Genomic DNA, 18132 nt, shown 5'->3' with positions numbered 1-18132 from the left:
TGCGGGCCGCCTCGCCGGGCCTCGGCAGGTGCTCAGTGCCCCGTGGACGGGATTTTCGAGGAGTGGCCGTTCTGCTCGTCGCGCTTCAGGCGCTTCGCCGTCTGCTTCTCCTTGATCGTCTTGCCCTTTTTCTTGACGTTCGCCTTGGTCGTCGAGTCCTTGGACATGATCGAACCTCCCTGAACAGGTCGGTGAACGTGCGGCGTCGTGCTCGCCTGATCGCGGCGGGTGTGCGGTTGAGGACGCCCGCATGACGGTGGGCGGAATCCGTACAGCATGACCCTACGCCCCTTCCAGCTCCCACGATGATCAACAGATGCCGCGGGGGCGGAGCCGAGGTCCGACGACATCACGGAGCTCAACCGAGCTGACCGCGCGCCCGCGCGAACGGCGCCGTCGATCTCGCCCCGTCCTGGCCTCACGCGACGCGGAGTTCGTCCGCGACGTCGACCGCGGTCACCGGCTCCAGCACGCGGTCGAGACGGATCGGAAGGATCCGCTGCCGGGTGCCCGTGGCATGCCACACGGCATTGGCGATCGCCGCCGCCGTGCCGGCGGTGCCGATCTCGCCCAGGCCGTTGAACCCCGCCGGGTCCTGGGGCTCGTAGTCCGGCACGAAGTCGGCCTCGACGTCGGGCACGTCGGCGTGCGCGGCGAAGTGGTAGCCGGCGAAGTCGCCGTTGGCCTGCCTGCCGGTGCGCGGGTCCCGCACGCTCTCCTCGTGCAGGGCCATGGACAGCCCCATGATCATTCCGCCGATCACCTGGCTGCGGGCCAGCAGCGGGTTGATCACCCGGCCCACGGCGAACATGCCGAGCAGCCGGCGCACCCGCACCTCGCCGGTCGCCGGGTCGACGGCGACCTCGGCGAAGACGGCGCTGAAGGTCTGCCGCTCCCGGTCCGGCTGGAAATTGATCATCGCGGTGGTGTCCACCGTCGCGGTCACCGGCCGTACCGGGTCGGCCAGGTGCTCCCGGAGTTTCCTGGCGGCCTCGAGGATGGCGAAGGACCAGGACGTCGTTCCGCGGGAGCCGCCCGCGCCCCACGCCATGCCGAGGTCGCTGTCGCCGATCCGGATCCGGATCTCTTCCGTGCCGACCCCGAGCGCGTCGGCGGCGACCGCGGTCAGCGCGGTGCGGGCGCCCGTGCCGATGTCGCTCGCGCCGATCGACACCGTGAACGCCCCGTCCCGCTCCGCGGTGATCGACGCCGACGACGGGAACACCCCGGCGCTGAACGAGGTGGTGGCCATGCCGCTGCCGATCAGCAGCGGGCCTTCGCGCCGCGAGCGGGGACGACGGTCGCGGGTGGCCCAGCCGAATCGGCGGGCGCCCTCCCGTAGGCAGGGGACCAGGCGGCGGCTGCTGAACGGCAGTCCCGACACGGGCCCGGCCGTGGGCTGGTTACGCAGGCGCAGCTCCAGCGGGTCCATCTCCAGCCGCTCGGCCACCTCGTCGATCGCCGACTCGAGGGCGAACGAGCCGGGCGTCGCGCCGGGTCCGCGCATCGAGGCCGGCGGCAGGACGTCGAGGGGTACGGCGGTGAGCTGGGTGCGGATCGCCGGGGCCGCGTACAGGATCTTGGCCTGTTCGGTGCACCACTCGATGTACTCGGCGAGCGGCGAGAGGGCGTAGGCCGCCCGGTGGTGGATGGCGCGCAGGTGGCCGTCGGCGCCGGCGCCGATGCGGATCCGTTGGTCGGTCGGGGGCCGCGACGCGGTCGCCTCGAAGACCTGCTCCCGGGTCATGGCGATCCGCACCGGACGCCCGAACCGCTCGGCTGCCATCGACGCGAGGATCAGCTGCGGGCCGCAGGCGCTCTTGCCGCCGAAGCCGCCGCCGACATGCTCGGCGCGGATGTGCACCCGTTCGCGGTCGACGGACCACAACGCGGCCAGCACCTCGGACACGCTGAAGGCTCCCTGGTTGGCGTCCACGGCGTACACGTGCCCGTTCTCCCACCACACGGTCGCGGCATGGGGTTCCAGGGCGCTGTGGCTCTCCTCGGGGGTGCGGTAGCGCTCGTCGACCACGACTGCGGAGGCCGCCAGTTCCGCGTCCACGTCGCCGGTGTCCGCCTCCGGGCCGAAGGCGGTCGACGCCGGACGGGCGGCCGGATGCTCCAGCCGCAGATCGACGTCGTGCGGCTCGATGTCATAGGCCACCCGGAGCGCGGCCGCCGCCGCCCTGGCCCGCTCGGGGGTTTCCGCCACCACCAGCGCGATCGGCCGGCCCGCGTACGGGATCACGTCGTCCTGCAGCAGCTGGAGGCTCCCGTCCGGGCCGAAGTAGTTGCCGGCCAGGGCATTGAGCCGGGGCGCGTTGCGGTGGTCGAGCACCCCCAGCACGCCCGGCATGCCGAGGGCGGTGGAGGCGTCGATGTCGCGGATGCGGCCCCGGGAGACGGTGGCCGTCACCATCCAGCCGTGGGCCAGATCCGGCATCGGCACGTCCGAGGCGTAGCGCGCGGCACCGGTGACCTTGAGCCCGCCCTCGATCCGGATGCGGGGGGCACCGACGGCGCCGGGAATGCGGTCTGTGCTCATCGGTCCTGCTCCGTTCCAGCGAGTTCACCGAGCACGGCGACGACGAGGTTCCGGGCCAACGTCACCTTGTATCCGTTGTCGCGCAACGGCACCGCGGCATCCAGCTCCGCCTCGGCGGCGCTCCGGAACCGGTCCGCCGTGGGCCGGGCGCCGCGGAGGACGGCCTCGGCGGAGCGGGCCCGCCAGGGCCGCGACGCTACGCCGCCGAGGGCGATGCGTACGTCGCGCACCACGCCGTCGCGGACGTCGAGGGCGGCGGCGATGGAGACCGTCGCGAAGGCGTACGACGCGCGCTCGCGCACTTTGCGGTATCGCGACCGAGGACCGGCCGCGGCCCCCGGCAGTGCGACGGCGGTGATCAGCGCACCGGGTGGCAACGCCGTTTCCCGGTCCGGGCGGTCACCGGTCGGCAGGTAGAACCGCGACAGGGGGATCTCGCCGGCGCCGGCGAGCGTCTGGTAGTGCACGACCGCGTCGAACGCGGCCAGCGCCACCGCCATGTCGGAGGGGTGGGTGGCCACACAATGCGGGGAGTGACCGAGGACGGCGTGGTTGTGATGGACCCCCGCGATCGCGGCGCATCCGCTGCCGGGAACCCGTTTGTTGCAGGGCTGGGCGGGGTCGGCGAAGTAGCCACAGCGCGTGCGTTGCAGCAGGTTGCCTCCCACGGTGGCCATGTTCCGCAACTGGCCGGACGCGCCCGCCAGGACGGCCTGGGCCAGCGCCGGAAACCGGCGCCGCACCTCGGGATGCGCGGCGGCGTCGCTGTTCGTCGTGGTCGCACCGATCACCAGCCCGCCGTCCGGCGCGTCGCGGACGCCGTCGAGCGGAAGCTGCCGGACGTCCACCAGCCGGGTCGGCTCCTCGACCCCGCTCTTCATCAGATCGACGAGGTTCGTGCCCCCGCCCAGATACCGGGCGCCGGCATTCTCCGCGACCGCGGTCAGCGCATCGTGGACCTGAGTCGCACGCTGGTAGGCAAACTCTCTCACCCCGCCACACCTTCGCGAACGGCCGTCTCGAGCACGGCGCGCACGATCGACGGGTACGCCCCGCAGCGGCACAGGTTGCCGCTCATCCGCTCGCGCACCTCGGCCTCGTCCAGGTCCGGCGCCCGGTCCGGGGAGTCGCCGGCGGTGACGGCGCTGGGCCAGCCGGCCGCGTGCTCGGCGAGCATCCCGACCGCCGAGCAGAGCTGCCCGGGCGTGCAGAATCCGCATTGAAAACCGTCCAACCGCAGGAATGCCTCCTGGATCGGCCGCAGTTCGTTCTCGTCGGCCAGTCCCTCGACGGTGGTGATCGCGGCACCGTCGGCGGCGGCCGCGAGGGTCAGACAGGAGACGACTCGCCGGCCGTCACTCAGCACCGTGCAGGCGCCGCACTGTCCGCGGTCGCAGCCCTTCTTCGGGCCGGTGATGCGCAGGTCTTCGCGCAACGTGTCGAGCAGGGTCCGGCGGTTGTCCACCGGCAGCCGGTGCGTCACCCCGTTGACGCGCAGCGATATCTCACTGCTTGCATGATCGATCATCGTCGTCCTCTCACCAGCCGGACCGAAAGCGGAAAATGGCATTCGGAATAGCTGAACAGAGCACTTATGCAATCAGTTGGGCGGGCGCGAGTTCTAGATCAATGCTCGCGAGTTCTTGCCCGATCCTGCTCGGTTCGAGCAGGGGCGGTGAAGCGGGCGGCGTCCTGGCGCGGCGGACCACCGAACAGCCGGCGATACTCGCGGCTGAACTGTGCCGGGCTGTCGTAGCCGACGCGGCGGCTGATCCCGGCGATGTCGCCCGGGTTGGCGGCGAGCAGCAGCCTGGCGTGTTGCAGCCGGATCTGTTTCTGGTATTGGATCGGGCTCATCGAGGTGACGACCTGGAAGTTGCGGTGGAACGCCGAGATGCTCATGCCGGCCCGCTGCGCCACCTGCTCGACCCGGAAGCTCTGCGCGTAGTTGTCGCGGATCCACTGCACCGCGCGCGCGATGTGACTGAGGCTGCTGTCGGGCAGGCCGAACTGGCGCAGCATGCTGCTCTGTTCACCGGTGAGCAGCCGCCAGATGATCTCCCGCTTGATCAGCGGCGCGATCATGGGGATGTCCCGTGGCTGGTCGAGCAGGCGCAGCAGGCGGACGACAGCGTCGATCAACTCGGCGGGAGCGGTGCTGACGGCCAGACCGGGGGGTGTGCCGGGGGAGGCCTCCGGCAGTTCGGCCGGATCGGCCTGCAGGAGCACCTCCGCGACGAGGGCCGGTCGCAGGGTCAGGCCGAAGCCGAGGGCGGGTTCCTCCGGGCTGGCCCGAGCGAAGTAGGCGGTCACGGGCAGGTCGACCGAGGCGATGACATACTGCCCGGCGCGATATTCGTACAGCTGGTCGTTCAGCGCGAAGCGTTTGGTGCCCTGGGCGACCAGCGCCAGCACCTTGCCGTAGGTGGTCGGCGTCGGCGGGTTGGGCCGGTCCGCCCGGAAGATGCGAATGTCATCGATGGGCGAGCCCAGATCGGGCCGAGCGTGACGGGCGAGCAGGTCGCGCAACTCGTCGAGCGGCATGGCCATCATTGAAACACCATCGACGCCCGGGCCGCTGTCATCGCGTCAGGGCAGGCGGTGCCGGCCGGTCACGCGGTGGGTCGGCAGGCGGCGGCCCGCGGCGAACTTCTCGATCAGGTCCAGGTCCGCCGCCTGCAGGCCGCGGGCCGCGCGCGGGGCGATCAGCAGGGCGCGGCCGGCCGCGGTCAGCTCGTCGCGTTCCGGGCCCGGCGGCGGCAGGGCCTCGTCGTCGGTCCAGATCAGCCGGCGGCCCTCGGCGAGCACGGACCAGGCCGCCGCCAGCTTGAGCGGCCAGCATTCGGCACCGCGTGGCATCGGGTCGGCCGCCAGGGCGCGGGCCAGCTCGGGCAGCCGCCACAGCCTTTCGAGGCGGTGCGCCTCCGGGCACCACGTCGTGCACCAGCGGACCTCGACCTTGCCGCGGGTGTGCAGCGAGCGGATCCGGTCCACCAGCAGCGGCGACCAGCGCAGCACGTACGACGTGTTGTCGGCGCCCGACCACACCAGCGCCTTGCGGGGCGCGCCGCCCCAGCCGGGCCTGGTCGTGTTGACGACGCCGTCGACGTCGAGAAGCCAGACTGGCTTCTCGACGTCGGTCACGCCATCGAGTCTAGTTCTGGTCGGCGACGAAGGACGCGACCCAGGCCAGCGCCGAGTTCCAGTTGATCGTGAGCTCGTTCGTCGACCAGGACTGAATGTCGTCGATGTAGCAGAACTGGCCCACGCAGCCGGTCAGTTTGCTCTGCGCGTACGGGTCCTGGATGGAGGAGTTGGCGCCGCCGGCCAGCGAGCCCTTCGGTGGGTTCGGCAGGTTCGCGTCGAGTTGGCGCGCGTACCAGCGGCTGTGCTGGTTCTGCGAGCTCACCTCGCCGTAGCCGGTCACGTACGACTGGTTGAGGGCGTTGCGGCCGAGCAGGTAGTCCATGCCCTCGTACACCGCGGTGCGGAACTTGTCCCGGCCGGTGAGGTCGTACGCGGACGCCACCACCACCAGGTTGTTCAGGATCAGGCTGTTCGAGCCCCAGTCCCACATGTTGTTCGCCGGGGCGTACGCGACGCCGTACGGGTGGGCGGCCTGGATCTTCAGGTATTTCTCCGCGCCGGCGACGATCGACGCGCGGACCTGGTTGCGCCCGGGCAGTTTGTTCGGCACCAGGGCCAGGTCCAGCCGGCCGGCCGCGGCCGTGTTCCCCCAGTCGAAGGCGCCGGCGCCGAAGATGTCGGCGGTGTGCACCGGCGAGGCCAGGATGTCGGTGGCGTACTTCTTCTCGCCCGTGCTCAGGTAGAGCTCGGCGGCGGCCCAGTAGAAGTCGTCGTCGACCTTGCTGTCGCCGTAGGCGCCGCCGCCGGTGCCGTCGGAGTCCAGGGCGTAGCGGGCCGGGTTCGCCAGCGCCGCGGTGTAGGCGGTCCGGGCCGCGGCCAGGGCCCTGGCGGCGAACGCCTTGTCGTAGCGGCGGTAGATGCGGGCGGCCTGCGCGGCGGTGGCGGCCAGGTTCAGCGTCGCCGCGGTCGAGACCGGGTGCAGTTCGCGCTGCTGGGGGTCGAGGTGCGGCATCAGCGGCAGCCCGGTCCAGTTCGCGTCGTGGATCTTGTGGTGCACCATGCCGGCGAGCGGCCGCCCGGCCGGCACCTGCATCTTGAGCATGAAGTCCAGCTGCCAGCGGGCCTCGTCGAGGATGTCCGGGACCTTGTTGCCGCTCTCCGGGATCCGCAGCGTGCCGTCACCGAGCTTGGCCGGCTCGGCGGTGCGCTCGTACTGGTTGAGCAGTTCCCAGGTGGAGATGCCGCCGTTGACGACGTACTTGCCGTGGTCGCCGGCGTCGTACCAGCCGCCGGTGACGTCCAGCCGGTAGTCGCAGACGCCGCTCTGGCAGGGCACCGAGCCGTCGCCGAGGTTGGGCGCGACGTCGACGTGGCCGGCCGGGCGGGCGTACCCGGGTCGCAGATCCGCACGGATCTCGGTGCCGCTGCGCTGGGTGTAGTAGAACTTCAGCGCGTCGGCGCGCAGCTGCTCGTAGGCGGCCGCGTCGATGTCGAACGGCCGGCTGGTCTCGCCGTCCGCGACGAGCGTGTAGCCGGTGCCGCGCTTGCGGTAGCCGCCGAAGTCGATCGTCTGCACGTTCTGCCCGGACGACACGTCGACCCCGCGCGGCACCGAGTAGCCGCGCGCGACGGTGGCGCCCGCCGCGTTCCTCAGCTGCCAGGGCAGCCGGGTCGTGGCCGCGGTGACCAGCGTGGCCTTCTTCGGCCCGCGCGGCAGGTAGGCGACCTGGTTGACCCGGACCCGCGGCCCGGTGTCGGGCTCGTAGACCTCCGGCGGCACGCCGCCGACCAGCGAGACGTCGTCCAGGCACAGGCCCCAGGCGTCGGCGCTGCCGCCGACCTGGAGCGCGACCTGCGCCTGCGCGGTGGTCACGGCCGAGGTGAAGGTGTACGAGTACGTGTCGCCCGAGACGGTCAGGGCCGGCGACGCCTCGAAGTACGTGTCGTACGGCGAGACGGACAACCCGACGATCGCCCGGGCGACATGACCATCGGGATCGCCGCTGGCTGTGAACGAGTACCGGTAGGTCTCGCCCGCGACGAGATCGATGTCGTTCTGACCGACGGCGGCGTCCCATCGGTTGACGGTGCCGGCGGGTACGTCCACACAGGCCTTGCCGTCACGCAGGGTGATCGGCATGCCGGCGGTGGACCACCACGGGTCGGCACTCGTGGTGAAACCGCCGTTGACGACCTGTTCGACCTCGTCGGCGGCGATGGCCGGGGTGGCCGGCACGGCGGTCAGGCCGGCCACGAGGAGGACGGCGGCGCCGAGGTTTCGGATCACGAAGGTCTCCTTGGGAGCGCTTCCATCAGTCAGTGCAGATATGTTGATCCCTTCGTCACGAGCTGTCAACACGCCTGGAACGTTCCGTGACCCGGGCTGCCGGCCCGAGCCCGGCGCGGCACCATGGACAGGATGATGAGCATCGATGCTCCGCTGATCACCCCCCGGCTGCTGCTGCGTCCCTTCCGGAGCGAGGACGTGCCCGCCCTGCACGACCTGCGCACCCAGCCCGACGTGCTGCGGTATCTCTACTGGCCACCGCCGACCCCGGAGCGCACCGAGGAGATCGTCCGGCGGCGGCTCACCATGACCACCCTGGCCCAGCAGGGTGACGCCCTGGTGCTCGCGGCGGAGTTGCGGGACACCGGCCGGATGATCGGCGAGGCGGACCTGACCTGGACCAGCGCCGAGCACCGGCACGGCGAGATCGGCGTGGTCCTGCATCCGGACGCCCAGCGCCTCGGTTACGCGACCGAGGCGGCGACCGCCCTGCTGGACCTCGCCTTCGACCGGCTGGAACTGCACCGGGTCACCGCCGCGACCAACGCCCGCAACGAGGCTTCCGCGAGGGTGCTGCGCCGGCTCGGCATGCGCCAGGAAGGACATCTGCGCCAGTGCGTGTCCTTTGCCGGCGAATGGCACGACGAGCTGCTCTTCGCGATCCTCGCCGAGGAGTGGGCGGCCGGCGGGCAGCCGTGGATCCGCCCGTACGCCGAGGCCGACTGGGCCACCATCGCCCGCATCCACGACGCCGCCCGCCTCGACGAGCTGCGCGACTCCGCCGGCCCGGAGGCCTTCCTGTCCCTGGAGGAGACCGCCGAGGGCGAGGGCCTCTTCGACGGGCAGCTCTGGGTCGCCGAGACCAGGGGTACGGTCACCGGCTTCGTGGCCCTCGACGGCGACGAGGTCACCTGGCTCTACGTCGACCCGGCGCACTACCGCCGGGGCATCGGCCGGGCCCTGCTGCGGCACGCGGTCGCCCACGCCGGCGACCGCGCGCGGGTCACGGTCCTCGACGGCAACCCGAACGCGCTGGCCCTCTACCGCAGCGAGGGCTTCGTCGTCCTGGAGACCAGAACGGGCCCGCTGGCGGGCAACGAGCGCTTCACCGCCACCGGCCACATCATGGAACGCCGGGCCGTCACCCTTCCGGATGACGGAACGGACCGGAAGGGCTGAGGAGCATCAGCCTGGCGGCCACCGTACGGATGTGGGGTGAGCTGGACAAAACCACCCGCGACACCGCCCGTCCGGCGGTGCCGGGCCTGGCGCGTTGCCCTTAAGGTCGCAGCTGTGGCGATGCAGTACGGCTTGGGGATAGATCTCGGCACCACCCAGACAGCGGCGGCGGTCCGCGTCGACGGGCGCGTCGAGATCGTCCGGCTGGGCGGGCGCCGGGCCGAGATCCCGTCGCTGGTCTTCGTGCGCCCCGACGGCGGGCTGCTGATCGGTGAGGCGGCCGAGCGCCGGGGCCAGGCCGAGCCCGGCAGGCTGGCCCGCGAGTTCAAGCGCCGCATCGGCGACCCGGTGCCGATCCTGGCCGGCGGCGTGCCGTTCTCGGCGCACGCACTGACCGCCAAGCTGCTGCGGCACGTCCTGGACGCGGTCATCGGGCTGCAGGACGGGCCGCCCGCCGTGCTGGCGGTCACCCACCCGGCGAACTGGGGCCCGTACAAGCGCGAGCAGCTCGATCAGGCGCTGCGGCTGGCCGACACCGGGCCGGTGCTGCTGCGCACCGAGCCCGAGGCGGCGGCGCTGCAGCACGCGACCGCCCGCCGGATCGCCCCGGGCGAGACGGTCGCGGTCTACGACCTGGGCGGCGGCACCTTCGACGCGGCCGTGCTGCGCCGCGACGGCGAGGGGTTCCAGCTGCTCGGCGAGCCGGAGGGCATCGAACAGCTGGGCGGGGCCGACTTCGACGAGGCGGTCTTCGGCCACGTGTTGGGGGTGCTCGGCAGCCGCGTCGAGGGCCTGGACCCGGACGAGCCGGACGTGGTCACCGCCCTGGCCCGGCTGCGCCGCGACTGCGTGGAGGCCAAGGAGGCGCTCTCCTTCGACACCGAGGTGATGATCCCGGTGGCGCTGCCCGGCGTGCACACCCGGGTCCGGCTCAACCGCTCCGAGCTGGAGTCGATGATCGCGCCGGCGCTGGCGGACACGGTGGCGGCGATGCACCGGGCGCTGCGCGCGGCCGGGGTGGCGCCGGGTGACCTCGAGGCGGTGCTGCTGGCGGGCGGGTCGTCCCGGATCCCGCTGATCGGCCAGCTGCTGTCGACGGCGTTCGACCGGCCCGTGGTGGCCGACCCGCATCCGGAGCACAGCATCGCGATGGGCGCGGCGGTCGCCACGGCTCTGATCACGGGCGGGGTGTCCCCGTTCACCGAGGCGGTCGCTCCCCCGCCGCACCCGGCCGCCGATGCCCAGCCCACCGCCGAGCCGTCCCCGGCGGCGGCCGCCACCCGATCCGCCGTCGCCCAAGGCGCGCCGGTCTCCCCCGCCGGGACCGCCGGCACAGCGCCCGTCGCTCCGGCGGAGGTCGCCGCGTCCGCCGCCCCGCCGGCAAGCCCGACGAACGGGGTGCCCCGCCGGGTCATGCCGTCCGGCACCGCACACACCGAAGTCACGCCGCCCGGCACCGCACACACCGAAGTCATGCCGCCCGGCACCGCACACACCGAGGTCACGCCGGAGGTCGCCGGGGACACCCGTGCGGCGACGCGGATCATGCCGGGCAACGGGGCCGGGCCGCACGCCGACAGCCCGGCCAGCGACGCGACGGTGCGCGACGCGGCGGGACACGGCTCGGCGGGACACGGCTCTGCGGCTCCGGTCGCGTACACCCGGGGCGCGGCTTCCGTGCCGTCGACGGCGCCCGCGATCCAGTCCGCCGTACCCCGGACGGAGCCCTTCGTGCCCCGGACCCGGACCTTCCCGCAGCCGACCAGCCCGGCGCCGGCCGTCGGCGGCGGCCAGGTCTTCGCCTCGGCCGCCGCGGGCCGGACCGCGCCGCCGATCACGCCCGGTCCCCCGGTCAGCTACCCGCCGGTGCCCGCCGGCGACGACGACGAGCGCCCCAGGCGCAGCGGCCGGCTGCTCGTCCTGGTCGGTGCGATCACCCTCGCGGTGATCGCCGGGACCACGGCCATGGTCGCCCTCAACAGGGGTGACGGCAAGAAGGACGCGCTGCCGCCGGCGTCGTCTCTCCCCGCGTCACCGTCGGTCAACGTGCCGCCCTACCCCACCGACACCATGCTGATCCAGGTCGACACCGGCGGTGACCAGCGGCCCGAACTCAAGAACGGGATCTCCCTGCTGACCCCGGGCAAGGCCGACCGCGAGACGGTCACCGATCCCGGCGGCGACCAGGTGCCGGAGTGGTCCCGCGACCGCAAGCGGTTCGCCGTGATCCGGTACGAGCGGGGCCGCAAGAACGCGATCTACGCGATGGACGCGGACGGCAGCAATCCCGTCAAGGTCGTCGAGGACGTCACCGGCGGACGGGTGTCCTGGTCCCCCGACGGCACCCGGCTCGCGTTCGAGCGCGTCGTCGACGAGAGCCCGCAGATCTTCCTCATCACCGTCGGCGAGTCGAAGCCGACCCAGCTGACCTTCGCGCCCGGCATGAAGGACGACCCGGCCTGGTCACCCCTCGGGGAGGAGCTCGCCTACCACAAGGTCGTCGACGGGAAGCGGCACATCTTCGTGCTGGACCTGGCCAAGCCCAAGGAGCCCGGCCGGAAGATCACCGACGACGACAGCGGCCCCGGCGTCGACCCGAACTGGTCACCGGACGGCAAGAAGATCGCGTACACGCACCTTCTCCCCAATGACAAGTCTGACATCTGGGTAGTCGACAGCGACGGCACGAACCCGACCCGCCTGACCACCAACAAGGAGCGGGAGATGGACCCGTCCTGGTCGCCGGAGTCGCCGAAGGGAAGCTGGCTGGCCTTCGCCCGCGGCCCCCTGGAGAACCAGAAGATCGTGATCGTGAAGGCGGACGGCACCGGCGAGCAGAAGCTCACCACGGGCGCCGCCCGCGAGGGTCACCCCTGCTGGTCCTGACCGCCCTTCCACTCGTCGGCCAGGATCGACATGACAGTGGCGTCCGCCCGGCCGTCCGGGGTGCGCAGGGCGTCCCGCAGCACCCCTTCGGCGACGAAGCCGGCCTTCTCGTACGCCCGGCGGGCGCGCGGGTTGAACGAGTAGACCTCGAGCCCGATGCGGTGCAGGCCGAGCTGCTCGAAGCCGTACCCGACGAGCAGCCGGACCGCCTCCGTGCCGAGCCCCCGGTCGCGGCCCCGCGGCCCGAACATGGTCCGGAAGTTGCAGGTCTCGTTGCGGGGGTCCCACTCGTTGAGCACGACCTCGCCGACCCAGGCGCCGGTGGCCCGCTCCTCGACGGCGAGGTCGAGCCGGTCGGGCTGGTCGCCGCGGGTGCCGTACCACTCGCGCAGCCGCGCCTCGGCGGCCTCGTCCCAGACGATCGGCCGGCTGCCGGTGAGCCGGACGACCTCGGGATCGCGCAGCGCCTCGCGGATCGCGGGGAAGTCACCGTCGGCGAACGGGCGTACCACGACCCTGGCGCCGACGAGAGTGGGCTTGACGGAGAAATCGGCGGCCATCGGGCGATAATCGACGACCCGGCCCCGCCCGGCAAGCACCTCGACCGAACGGGGACCGCGTCGAGCGCCGGTCGGCGGCCACCGCGGGCCCAGCAGGCCCCGCGGAGAGCTCAGGCGGCGGCCGTGACGTGCGCCTCGCCGAGGTCGACGATCTCGCGGCCCAGCGGCCAGAACGCCGCCGGCACCAGCTTGAAGTTCGCGATGCCGAAGGGAATGCCGATGATCGTCACGCACTGGGCGACGCCCGCCACGATGTGGCCCAGGGCCAGCCACCAGCCGGCGATCACCACCCACAGCACGTTCGCCAGGCCGGAGGCGACGCCCGCGGTGGGCCGGGTGACCAGCGTGCGGCCGAAGGGCCACAGCGAATACGACGCCAGCCGCAACGACGCCACCCCGAACGGGATGGTGACGACGAAGACGAAGCAGAGCAGGGCGGCGAGGCCGTAGCCCAGCGCGAGGACGAAGCCGCTGCCGAAGATGAACCACAGGACGTTCAGAAGGAAGCGCACCAGTCCAGCATGACCGGGGCCCGCCACCGAGGGCGAAAATTGGTCGCGCGCGCGTCGGCCCTCGAGGACGATACGGCGATGTCCGGTGCACCCGAGAGCTTCACGTATCGCATCCGCAAGAACGGCGACGTGGAGGTGCTCCACCACGGTCGCCCGGCCGCCGTGCTGCGCGGCGCCGCCGCGGCCCGGTTCCTGATCGACGTGGACGGCGACGATCCGCAGGAGCTGATGGCCCGCGTCACCGGCAACTACAAACGCGGCAACGAGCGGACGGCGCAGAACCACCCCCGCAACCGGCGGCGGTAGGTCGACGCGCCGGGCTCGCGGTCAGTGGTCCAGGGCCACGGCCAGATCCACCCCGTCGAGCCGCGCGAGCACCATCTCCTGGAACCGCGGGCACGCCTGGTAATCCGGGTGCCGGCACCGCAGGCCGTGCTCCAGCAGCGTCTGCGCCAGCGTGAGCCGGGCGATGCGCTCCCGCACCTGGGCCAACTGGCCGTCGAGCAGCTCGCGCCGCCGCTGATGGTCCGGGGCGGCGAACAGCTCCCGCAACTGCTCCAGGCTGAAGCCCGCGTCCTTACCCAGCTGGATCTCCGCCACCCGGGTCACGTGCGCCGCGCCGTACACCCGCCGGCCGCCCACCCGGCGCGCCGGCGACAGCAATCCCACGTCCTCCCAATGGCGCAGCACGTGCGTGGCGAGCCCGAAACGGTCCGCCAGCTCCCCGATCGAGTATTCCACTGAAGACCCTCCCGCACCGAAGCGTTGACTTCATGTCTACCTGAAGTCGCACACTCGGGCGCATGGCCGAAACGCACACCGCCTACACGGACATCGACACTCTGATCCGCGCACTCCACACCGCCGAGAACACCCCCGGCGCCGCCGCGCTACGCGCGCGCAGCTACGAGTTGCTGCGGCCGGCCCCGGGCGCCCCGGTGGTCGACGTCGGCTGCGGCACCGGCCGCGCCGTCGCCGAACTCGCCGAGCGCGGAGCCCGCGCCATCGGCGTGGACCTCGACCCGGCCATGCTGGCCGCCGCCCGCAGCCGCTTCCCCGGCCTCGACCTGCGCGCCGCCGACGCCGCCGACCTGCCGCTGAGCGACGGGGAGGCCCACGGCTACCGGGCCGACAAGGTCTACCACATGCTGCCCGAACCGGCCGCCGCGCTGGCCGAGTCCCGCCGGGTCCTCGCCCCCGGTGGCCGCATCGTGCTGGTCGGCCAGGACTGGGACACCATGGTCATCGACTCCGACCAGCCCGACCTGACCCGCCGCATCGTGCACGCCCGCGCCGACACCATCCCCCACCCCCGGATCGCCCGGGCGCACCGAAATCTCCTGCTCGACGCCGGCTTCCACGACGTCGAGGTCGAGGTGCACACCGCGATATTCACCGCCGCCACCACGCTGCCGCTGATCACCGGGCACGCGGAAGCCGCCCGCCGGACCGGCGCCATCAGCGACGAGCAGGCCGAGGCCTGGGTCGGCGAGCAGACCCGCCGTGCCGCCGCGGACCGGCTCATGGTGGCCATCCCCATGTTCCTGGCCGCGGCGACCCGCTGACGCGGGTCGGTCAGCCCGCGCCGGCCGACCGCAGCCTGCCCAGTGCACTGCCCGCAGCCGCCCACTGCACTGCCCGCAGCCTGACCGCTGCCTGCCCGCAGCCGCCCGCAGCCGCCCCGCAGCCGCCCGAAGCCTGACTGCAACCGCCCGCAGCCTGACCGCGAAGGATCAGGGTGCGACGGCCAGCATGCCCTCGCAGCTGCGGGCGACCGCGCGCGCCGCCCGGCGCAGCTCCCGGGCCGAGAACGGGTGCTCGGCCAGCGTCTGCCACCGGGTGAGAGCCTCCCGGGCCGCCGCCGCGATCCGCTCCGGCGGCGCCTCGGCGGGCAGCCCCAACCGCAGGTACGCGGCCCCGCCCGCCCCGCCCAGCAGCAGGTCCATCTCGGCCAGTTGCGCCGGCGTGCCCGGCAGCCGGCCGGAGCGCAGCAGGTGCAGCAGCCGCAGCTCGACGAACTCGTGCGCGCTGGCCCGGATCCGCTCGGCCTCGGCGGCCAGCGCCGAGCCGGGGTCCAGGAACTCGTCGAGCACCACCAGGGCCGAACGCGCCTTGAGCACCTCGCCGCGCCCGACGAACTGGGCCGCGAAGACCTCGCGGAGCCGGTCGATGCCGCTGTGCGCGGTCAGGGCGGCGGCCAGGTCGGCGGAGTCGTGCACCTTCTGCTCGCGGATCAACCGCGCCGACAGCCGTACGCCGAACAACCCCAGCCTGCGCAGCGCCTCCCGCCGCTCGGGCGCCGAGCCGGCGAACCGGTCGGCGGTGAGCAGCAGCTCGACCACCTCGGCCATCGGCGCCGTCGCCACCGCGGCCAGGGTGCGGTATTCCTCCTCGCGCAGGGTCGCGCCGGCCGCGCCGAGCAGCCCCGCGACCGGGACGACCACCGGGCAGAGCCGGCGCAGCCGGTCGTCGGCGGCATACCGGGCGGCGACGGCGGCCGCGGCCGCCATCGCGTCGAGCCGGGCCCCGCCGATCTCGTCGGCGCGGGAGAGCACACCGACCGTGTTGATCGGCGTGCCGCTGGCCAGGTCGTCGCCGTGGAAGGACTCCAGGAAGCGCACGTCACCGGCGTGCAGGTGGCGCAGCAGGTAGATGACCGCGTCGGTCTGCGCGGGACGGTCGGCCTCGGCGTCGAGGAACGCCGTCGTCCGCAGGGACACCTCCGTGGACAGCGACCCGATGCCGGGGGTGTCGATCAGGGTGTGCCGGCGCAGGCGGGAGCTGGGGACGCGGACCTCGAGGTGGTCGTACTGCCCGGCGGGCCGGTCCAGGGTGATCCGCACCGCGCCGTCGACCCGGTGGAACGGCAGCGTGCGGGTGCTGCCGTCGGTCAGGTGGGCGGTGACCGCGTAGGTCGGGCCGTCGGCGTACCAGGTGACGATCCGGGTGCACTCGCCCGCGTCGGTGGGCGCCAGGCCCTCGCCGACCAGCGCGTTGAGCAGGGTGGACTTGCCCGCCTTGACCTTGCCGGCGATGGCGACCCGCAGCGGCTCGCCGAGCCGGCGGCGCGCGTCGGTCAGCGCCGCCCGCACCGCCGGGTCCCCGGTCTCGGCCAGCGCCCGGTCCAGCAGGGTGCGCACGTCATTCAGCAGGGTCATGGCTGAGTCACCTTGGGCATGCCCTCCTGGCCCTCGCCTACGGGGCCCCATCCGACCGCCCCGCCCGCCGCCCAAGGCCGGACTGAAGGCTTGTCGACTGCGGCCGGGCGCCGCTCGGTGCGGTCGGTCATGCCAGCCGGTCCAGTTCGGCGCGGAGGGCGGCCAGCTGCCGGGCCCGGGCCTGCCGCTGGTCGCCGGGCAGCGCCGCCGTCTCGCGCACCGCCGAGGCGGCCGCCGCCGTGGAGCGTTCCACCGCGGCGGCCCGGGCACCGAACTCGTCGCGCAGCAGCCGCTGGGTGCGCCGGACCGCCTCGCGCGAGTCGCGGCCCACGTGGAACGAGACGTCGTCGACGTAGCGGCGCAGCTCGGCCCGGGCCTGCTGGCGGCGCTGCTGGATCTGCCGTTCCCGTTCCTGCTTGACCAGCCGGCGGCCCAGCGTCAGGCCGGCGATCAGGCCGATCGGCGCGGCGATGGCGACGTTGAACAGCGCGCCGAGGGCGCCGAGCATGTAGAAGCCGCCGTAGGTGATCCGGGCCGCGGTGAACGCGCCGAGGAACTGCCGCATGCCGGAGCGGTGGAAGTCGACCGCCAGGTCACCCACCTTGTCCAGGCCCTGCTCGGGCGAGGGCAGGTCGAGCTCGAGTCCCTCGTATTCGAGGTCGAAGCGGGCGGCCACGTCGCGGGCGAGCTGCTCGGTGCGGGTGGTCAGCAGCAACAGGTTGTCGACGGCGGCGGCGGACGCCTCCCGGGCCGCCCACGCCTGGAAGTCCTGCCAGGTGTCGCGCGGGTCGGACTCGTTCAGCAGTTCCTCGCCGGAGCGCAGCATCATCCGCAGGCGTTCGCGCAGGTCATGATCGACGTCGGCGGTGAGGTCCTGGATGCCGTCGCCGAGCACCGTCTGCCACGAGCCCAGCGTGCGGCTGCGGCGCTCCTTCTCGGCGTACCGCTGGACCAGCGTCACCGCCGCGGCGGGTGAGCTCGCCGCGGCCTGCTCGGCCGCCACCCGCTCACGCAGCTGGGCCACGACGAAGGCCAGCTCGGCGCGCGCGGCCGTCCGGGCACCCGCCCGGGCCGCCTCGAGCACGTCGCGGCGCAGCAGCTCGACCAGGCGCGGATAGCCGGACTCGGCGTTGAGCTCGGTGCTGTCCCGGGCCTGGGCGCGCAGCCGCAGGAACGACGAGACGGCCACGATCGGCACGTCGAGACCGGCGGCGGCGAGGTGACCGGCGTTCAGCTCGACGATGCGCCGCCACTCCTCGTACAGGTCGATCTTGGTGACGACGCAGCAGGCGACCGGGCAGCGCTGCAGGATGCGGCGCAGGAAGTCGACCTCGGGAGCGGTCAGCTCCTGGGAGGCGTCGGTGACGAACAGTGCCGCCCCGGCGCCGGACAGCGCGCCGAGGGTCAGGTTGCCGTGCGCGGAGTCGAGGCCGCCGACGCCCGGGGTGTCGATGAGGGACAGCCCGGCGCCGAGCAGCCGCCGGTCGAGGCGGACCTCCACGCTGCGCGGCGCCCGCGCACCGTCCGCCGCCGGCGCGCCCTCGGTGACATACCGGCGAAGCTGGTCGAACGGCACCGCGACGGCCTCCACGGAACCGTCGTCGGCGGGCACCCGCAGGGTGACCGAGGGCTCCTTGCCATACCGCAGCACTGTCGGCAGGGCCGTGACCACGTCGGGGTCCACCGGGCAGACGTCGGTGCGCAGCAGGGCGTTGATCAGCGTGCTCTTACCCTGCTTGAACTCGCCCACCACCGCGACGGTCACGTCGCCGCCGCGCGCCTGCGCCGCCGCGCGATCCAGCCGCCCGGCGAGATCGGGCCGGTCGTGGGCGGCGGCCAGCCGGCGTGCGGCGGCCAGCTCGGCGAGCAGGTCCGTGCCCAACGACTCCCTCACTCAATTCGACGCAGCCCTGGTCAG

Annotated in this window: 16 protein-coding genes and 1 pseudogene; 5 read left to right on the top strand and 12 right to left on the bottom strand. The window is 73.0% G+C overall.

Translation table 11 applies throughout. The features are described from left to right. Window positions 1–32 precede the first annotated feature (32 nt). From DMB66_RS65325 to DMB66_RS35730, 7 genes are all read right to left on the bottom strand, one after another. Window positions 33–167, bottom strand: coding sequence for a hypothetical protein (locus DMB66_RS65325; RefSeq protein WP_255441151.1), 135 nt, complete (start codon window positions 165–167; stop codon window positions 33–35). 251 nt (window positions 168–418) lie between these two features. Further along, window positions 419–2545 carry a xanthine dehydrogenase family protein molybdopterin-binding subunit gene (locus DMB66_RS35755; RefSeq protein WP_125808547.1) on the bottom strand — a complete coding sequence of 709 codons (2127 nt, stop codon included), beginning with the start codon at window positions 2543–2545 and terminating at the stop codon, window positions 419–421. After that, window positions 2542–3537 (bottom strand): xanthine dehydrogenase family protein subunit M, encoded by a 996-nt coding sequence (locus DMB66_RS35750; protein WP_125808546.1) that lies wholly within the window; start codon window positions 3535–3537, stop codon window positions 2542–2544. Before DMB66_RS35750 ends, DMB66_RS35755 begins: the two co-directional genes overlap by 4 nt. Further along, window positions 3534–4073: a (2Fe-2S)-binding protein gene (locus DMB66_RS35745; RefSeq protein ID WP_125808545.1), complete on the bottom strand. Its 540-nt coding sequence runs from the start codon at window positions 4071–4073 to the stop codon at window positions 3534–3536. The genes DMB66_RS35750 and DMB66_RS35745 overlap by 4 nt, the downstream gene beginning before the upstream one ends. Before the next feature lie 98 nt (window positions 4074–4171). After that, window positions 4172–5098, bottom strand: coding sequence for an AraC family transcriptional regulator (locus DMB66_RS35740; RefSeq protein ID WP_233625069.1), 927 nt, complete (start codon window positions 5096–5098; stop codon window positions 4172–4174). Window positions 5099–5134: 36 nt separating this feature from the next. After that, the gene (locus tag DMB66_RS35735; RefSeq protein WP_125808544.1) at window positions 5135–5689 is read right to left on the bottom strand and encodes a hypothetical protein; all 555 of its coding nucleotides are present in this window, start codon (window positions 5687–5689) and stop codon (window positions 5135–5137) included. 10 nt (window positions 5690–5699) lie between these two features. Beyond that, window positions 5700–7919, bottom strand: coding sequence for a glycoside hydrolase family 9 protein (locus DMB66_RS35730; protein WP_125808543.1), 2220 nt, complete (start codon window positions 7917–7919; stop codon window positions 5700–5702). Between the two features lie 123 nt (window positions 7920–8042). Here DMB66_RS35730 and DMB66_RS64320 point away from each other — a divergent pair. From DMB66_RS64320 to DMB66_RS35720, 3 genes and pseudogenes are all read left to right on the top strand, one after another. Next, window positions 8043–8558: pseudogene (locus DMB66_RS64320) on the top strand (GNAT family N-acetyltransferase); the annotation flags it as partial. 60 nt (window positions 8559–8618) lie between these two features. Further along, the gene (locus DMB66_RS35725) at window positions 8619–9098 is read left to right on the top strand and encodes a GNAT family N-acetyltransferase (RefSeq protein WP_233625080.1); all 480 of its coding nucleotides are present in this window, start codon (window positions 8619–8621) and stop codon (window positions 9096–9098) included. Window positions 9099–9218: 120 nt separating this feature from the next. Next, on the top strand, window positions 9219–11984 hold the full coding sequence (locus tag DMB66_RS35720; protein ID WP_148112787.1) for an Hsp70 family protein: 2766 nt from the start codon (window positions 9219–9221) through the stop codon (window positions 11982–11984). On the opposite strand, the gene DMB66_RS35715 is transcribed toward DMB66_RS35720, so the two are convergent. Both DMB66_RS35715 and DMB66_RS35710 read right to left on the bottom strand, forming a co-directional pair. Further along, window positions 11966–12544, bottom strand: a complete 579-nt coding sequence (locus tag DMB66_RS35715) for a GNAT family N-acetyltransferase (RefSeq protein ID WP_125808541.1) — start codon at window positions 12542–12544, stop codon at window positions 11966–11968. The two genes, DMB66_RS35720 and DMB66_RS35715, sit on opposite strands and share 19 nt — an antisense overlap. Before the next feature lie 110 nt (window positions 12545–12654). Beyond that, a complete protein-coding gene (locus tag DMB66_RS35710; RefSeq protein ID WP_125808594.1) occupies window positions 12655–13059 on the bottom strand; it encodes a YccF domain-containing protein in 405 nt (134 codons plus the stop codon). 75 nt (window positions 13060–13134) lie between these two features. On the opposite strand from DMB66_RS35710, the gene DMB66_RS35705 reads away from it, so the two are divergent. Further along, the gene (locus tag DMB66_RS35705) at window positions 13135–13362 is read left to right on the top strand and encodes a hypothetical protein (RefSeq protein ID WP_125808540.1); all 228 of its coding nucleotides are present in this window, start codon (window positions 13135–13137) and stop codon (window positions 13360–13362) included. Between the two features lie 21 nt (window positions 13363–13383). Here the strand turns inward: DMB66_RS35705 and DMB66_RS35700 are convergent, their stop codons facing one another. After that, window positions 13384–13797: a MerR family transcriptional regulator gene (locus tag DMB66_RS35700; RefSeq protein WP_125808539.1), complete on the bottom strand. Its 414-nt coding sequence runs from the start codon at window positions 13795–13797 to the stop codon at window positions 13384–13386. A gap of 62 nt (window positions 13798–13859) precedes the next feature. Here DMB66_RS35700 and DMB66_RS35695 point away from each other — a divergent pair, with 62 nt between their 5' ends. Beyond that, entirely contained in the window at window positions 13860–14621 is a 762-nt protein-coding gene (locus DMB66_RS35695) for a methyltransferase domain-containing protein (RefSeq protein WP_125808538.1), read from the top strand. 168 nt (window positions 14622–14789) lie between these two features. Here DMB66_RS35695 and DMB66_RS35690 read toward each other — a convergent pair whose 3' ends face one another. Together DMB66_RS35690 and DMB66_RS35685 are read right to left on the bottom strand one after the other, a co-directional pair. After that, entirely contained in the window at window positions 14790–16214 is a 1425-nt protein-coding gene (locus DMB66_RS35690; RefSeq protein WP_125808537.1) for a dynamin family protein, read from the bottom strand. Between the two features lie 127 nt (window positions 16215–16341). Then, entirely contained in the window at window positions 16342–18108 is a 1767-nt protein-coding gene (locus tag DMB66_RS35685; RefSeq protein ID WP_125808536.1) for a dynamin family protein, read from the bottom strand. Window positions 18109–18132: the final 24 nt, after the last annotated feature.

It is taken from the genome of Actinoplanes sp. ATCC 53533, assembly GCF_003947245.1.
This window is presented reverse-complemented; position numbering and strand designations above follow the sequence as displayed.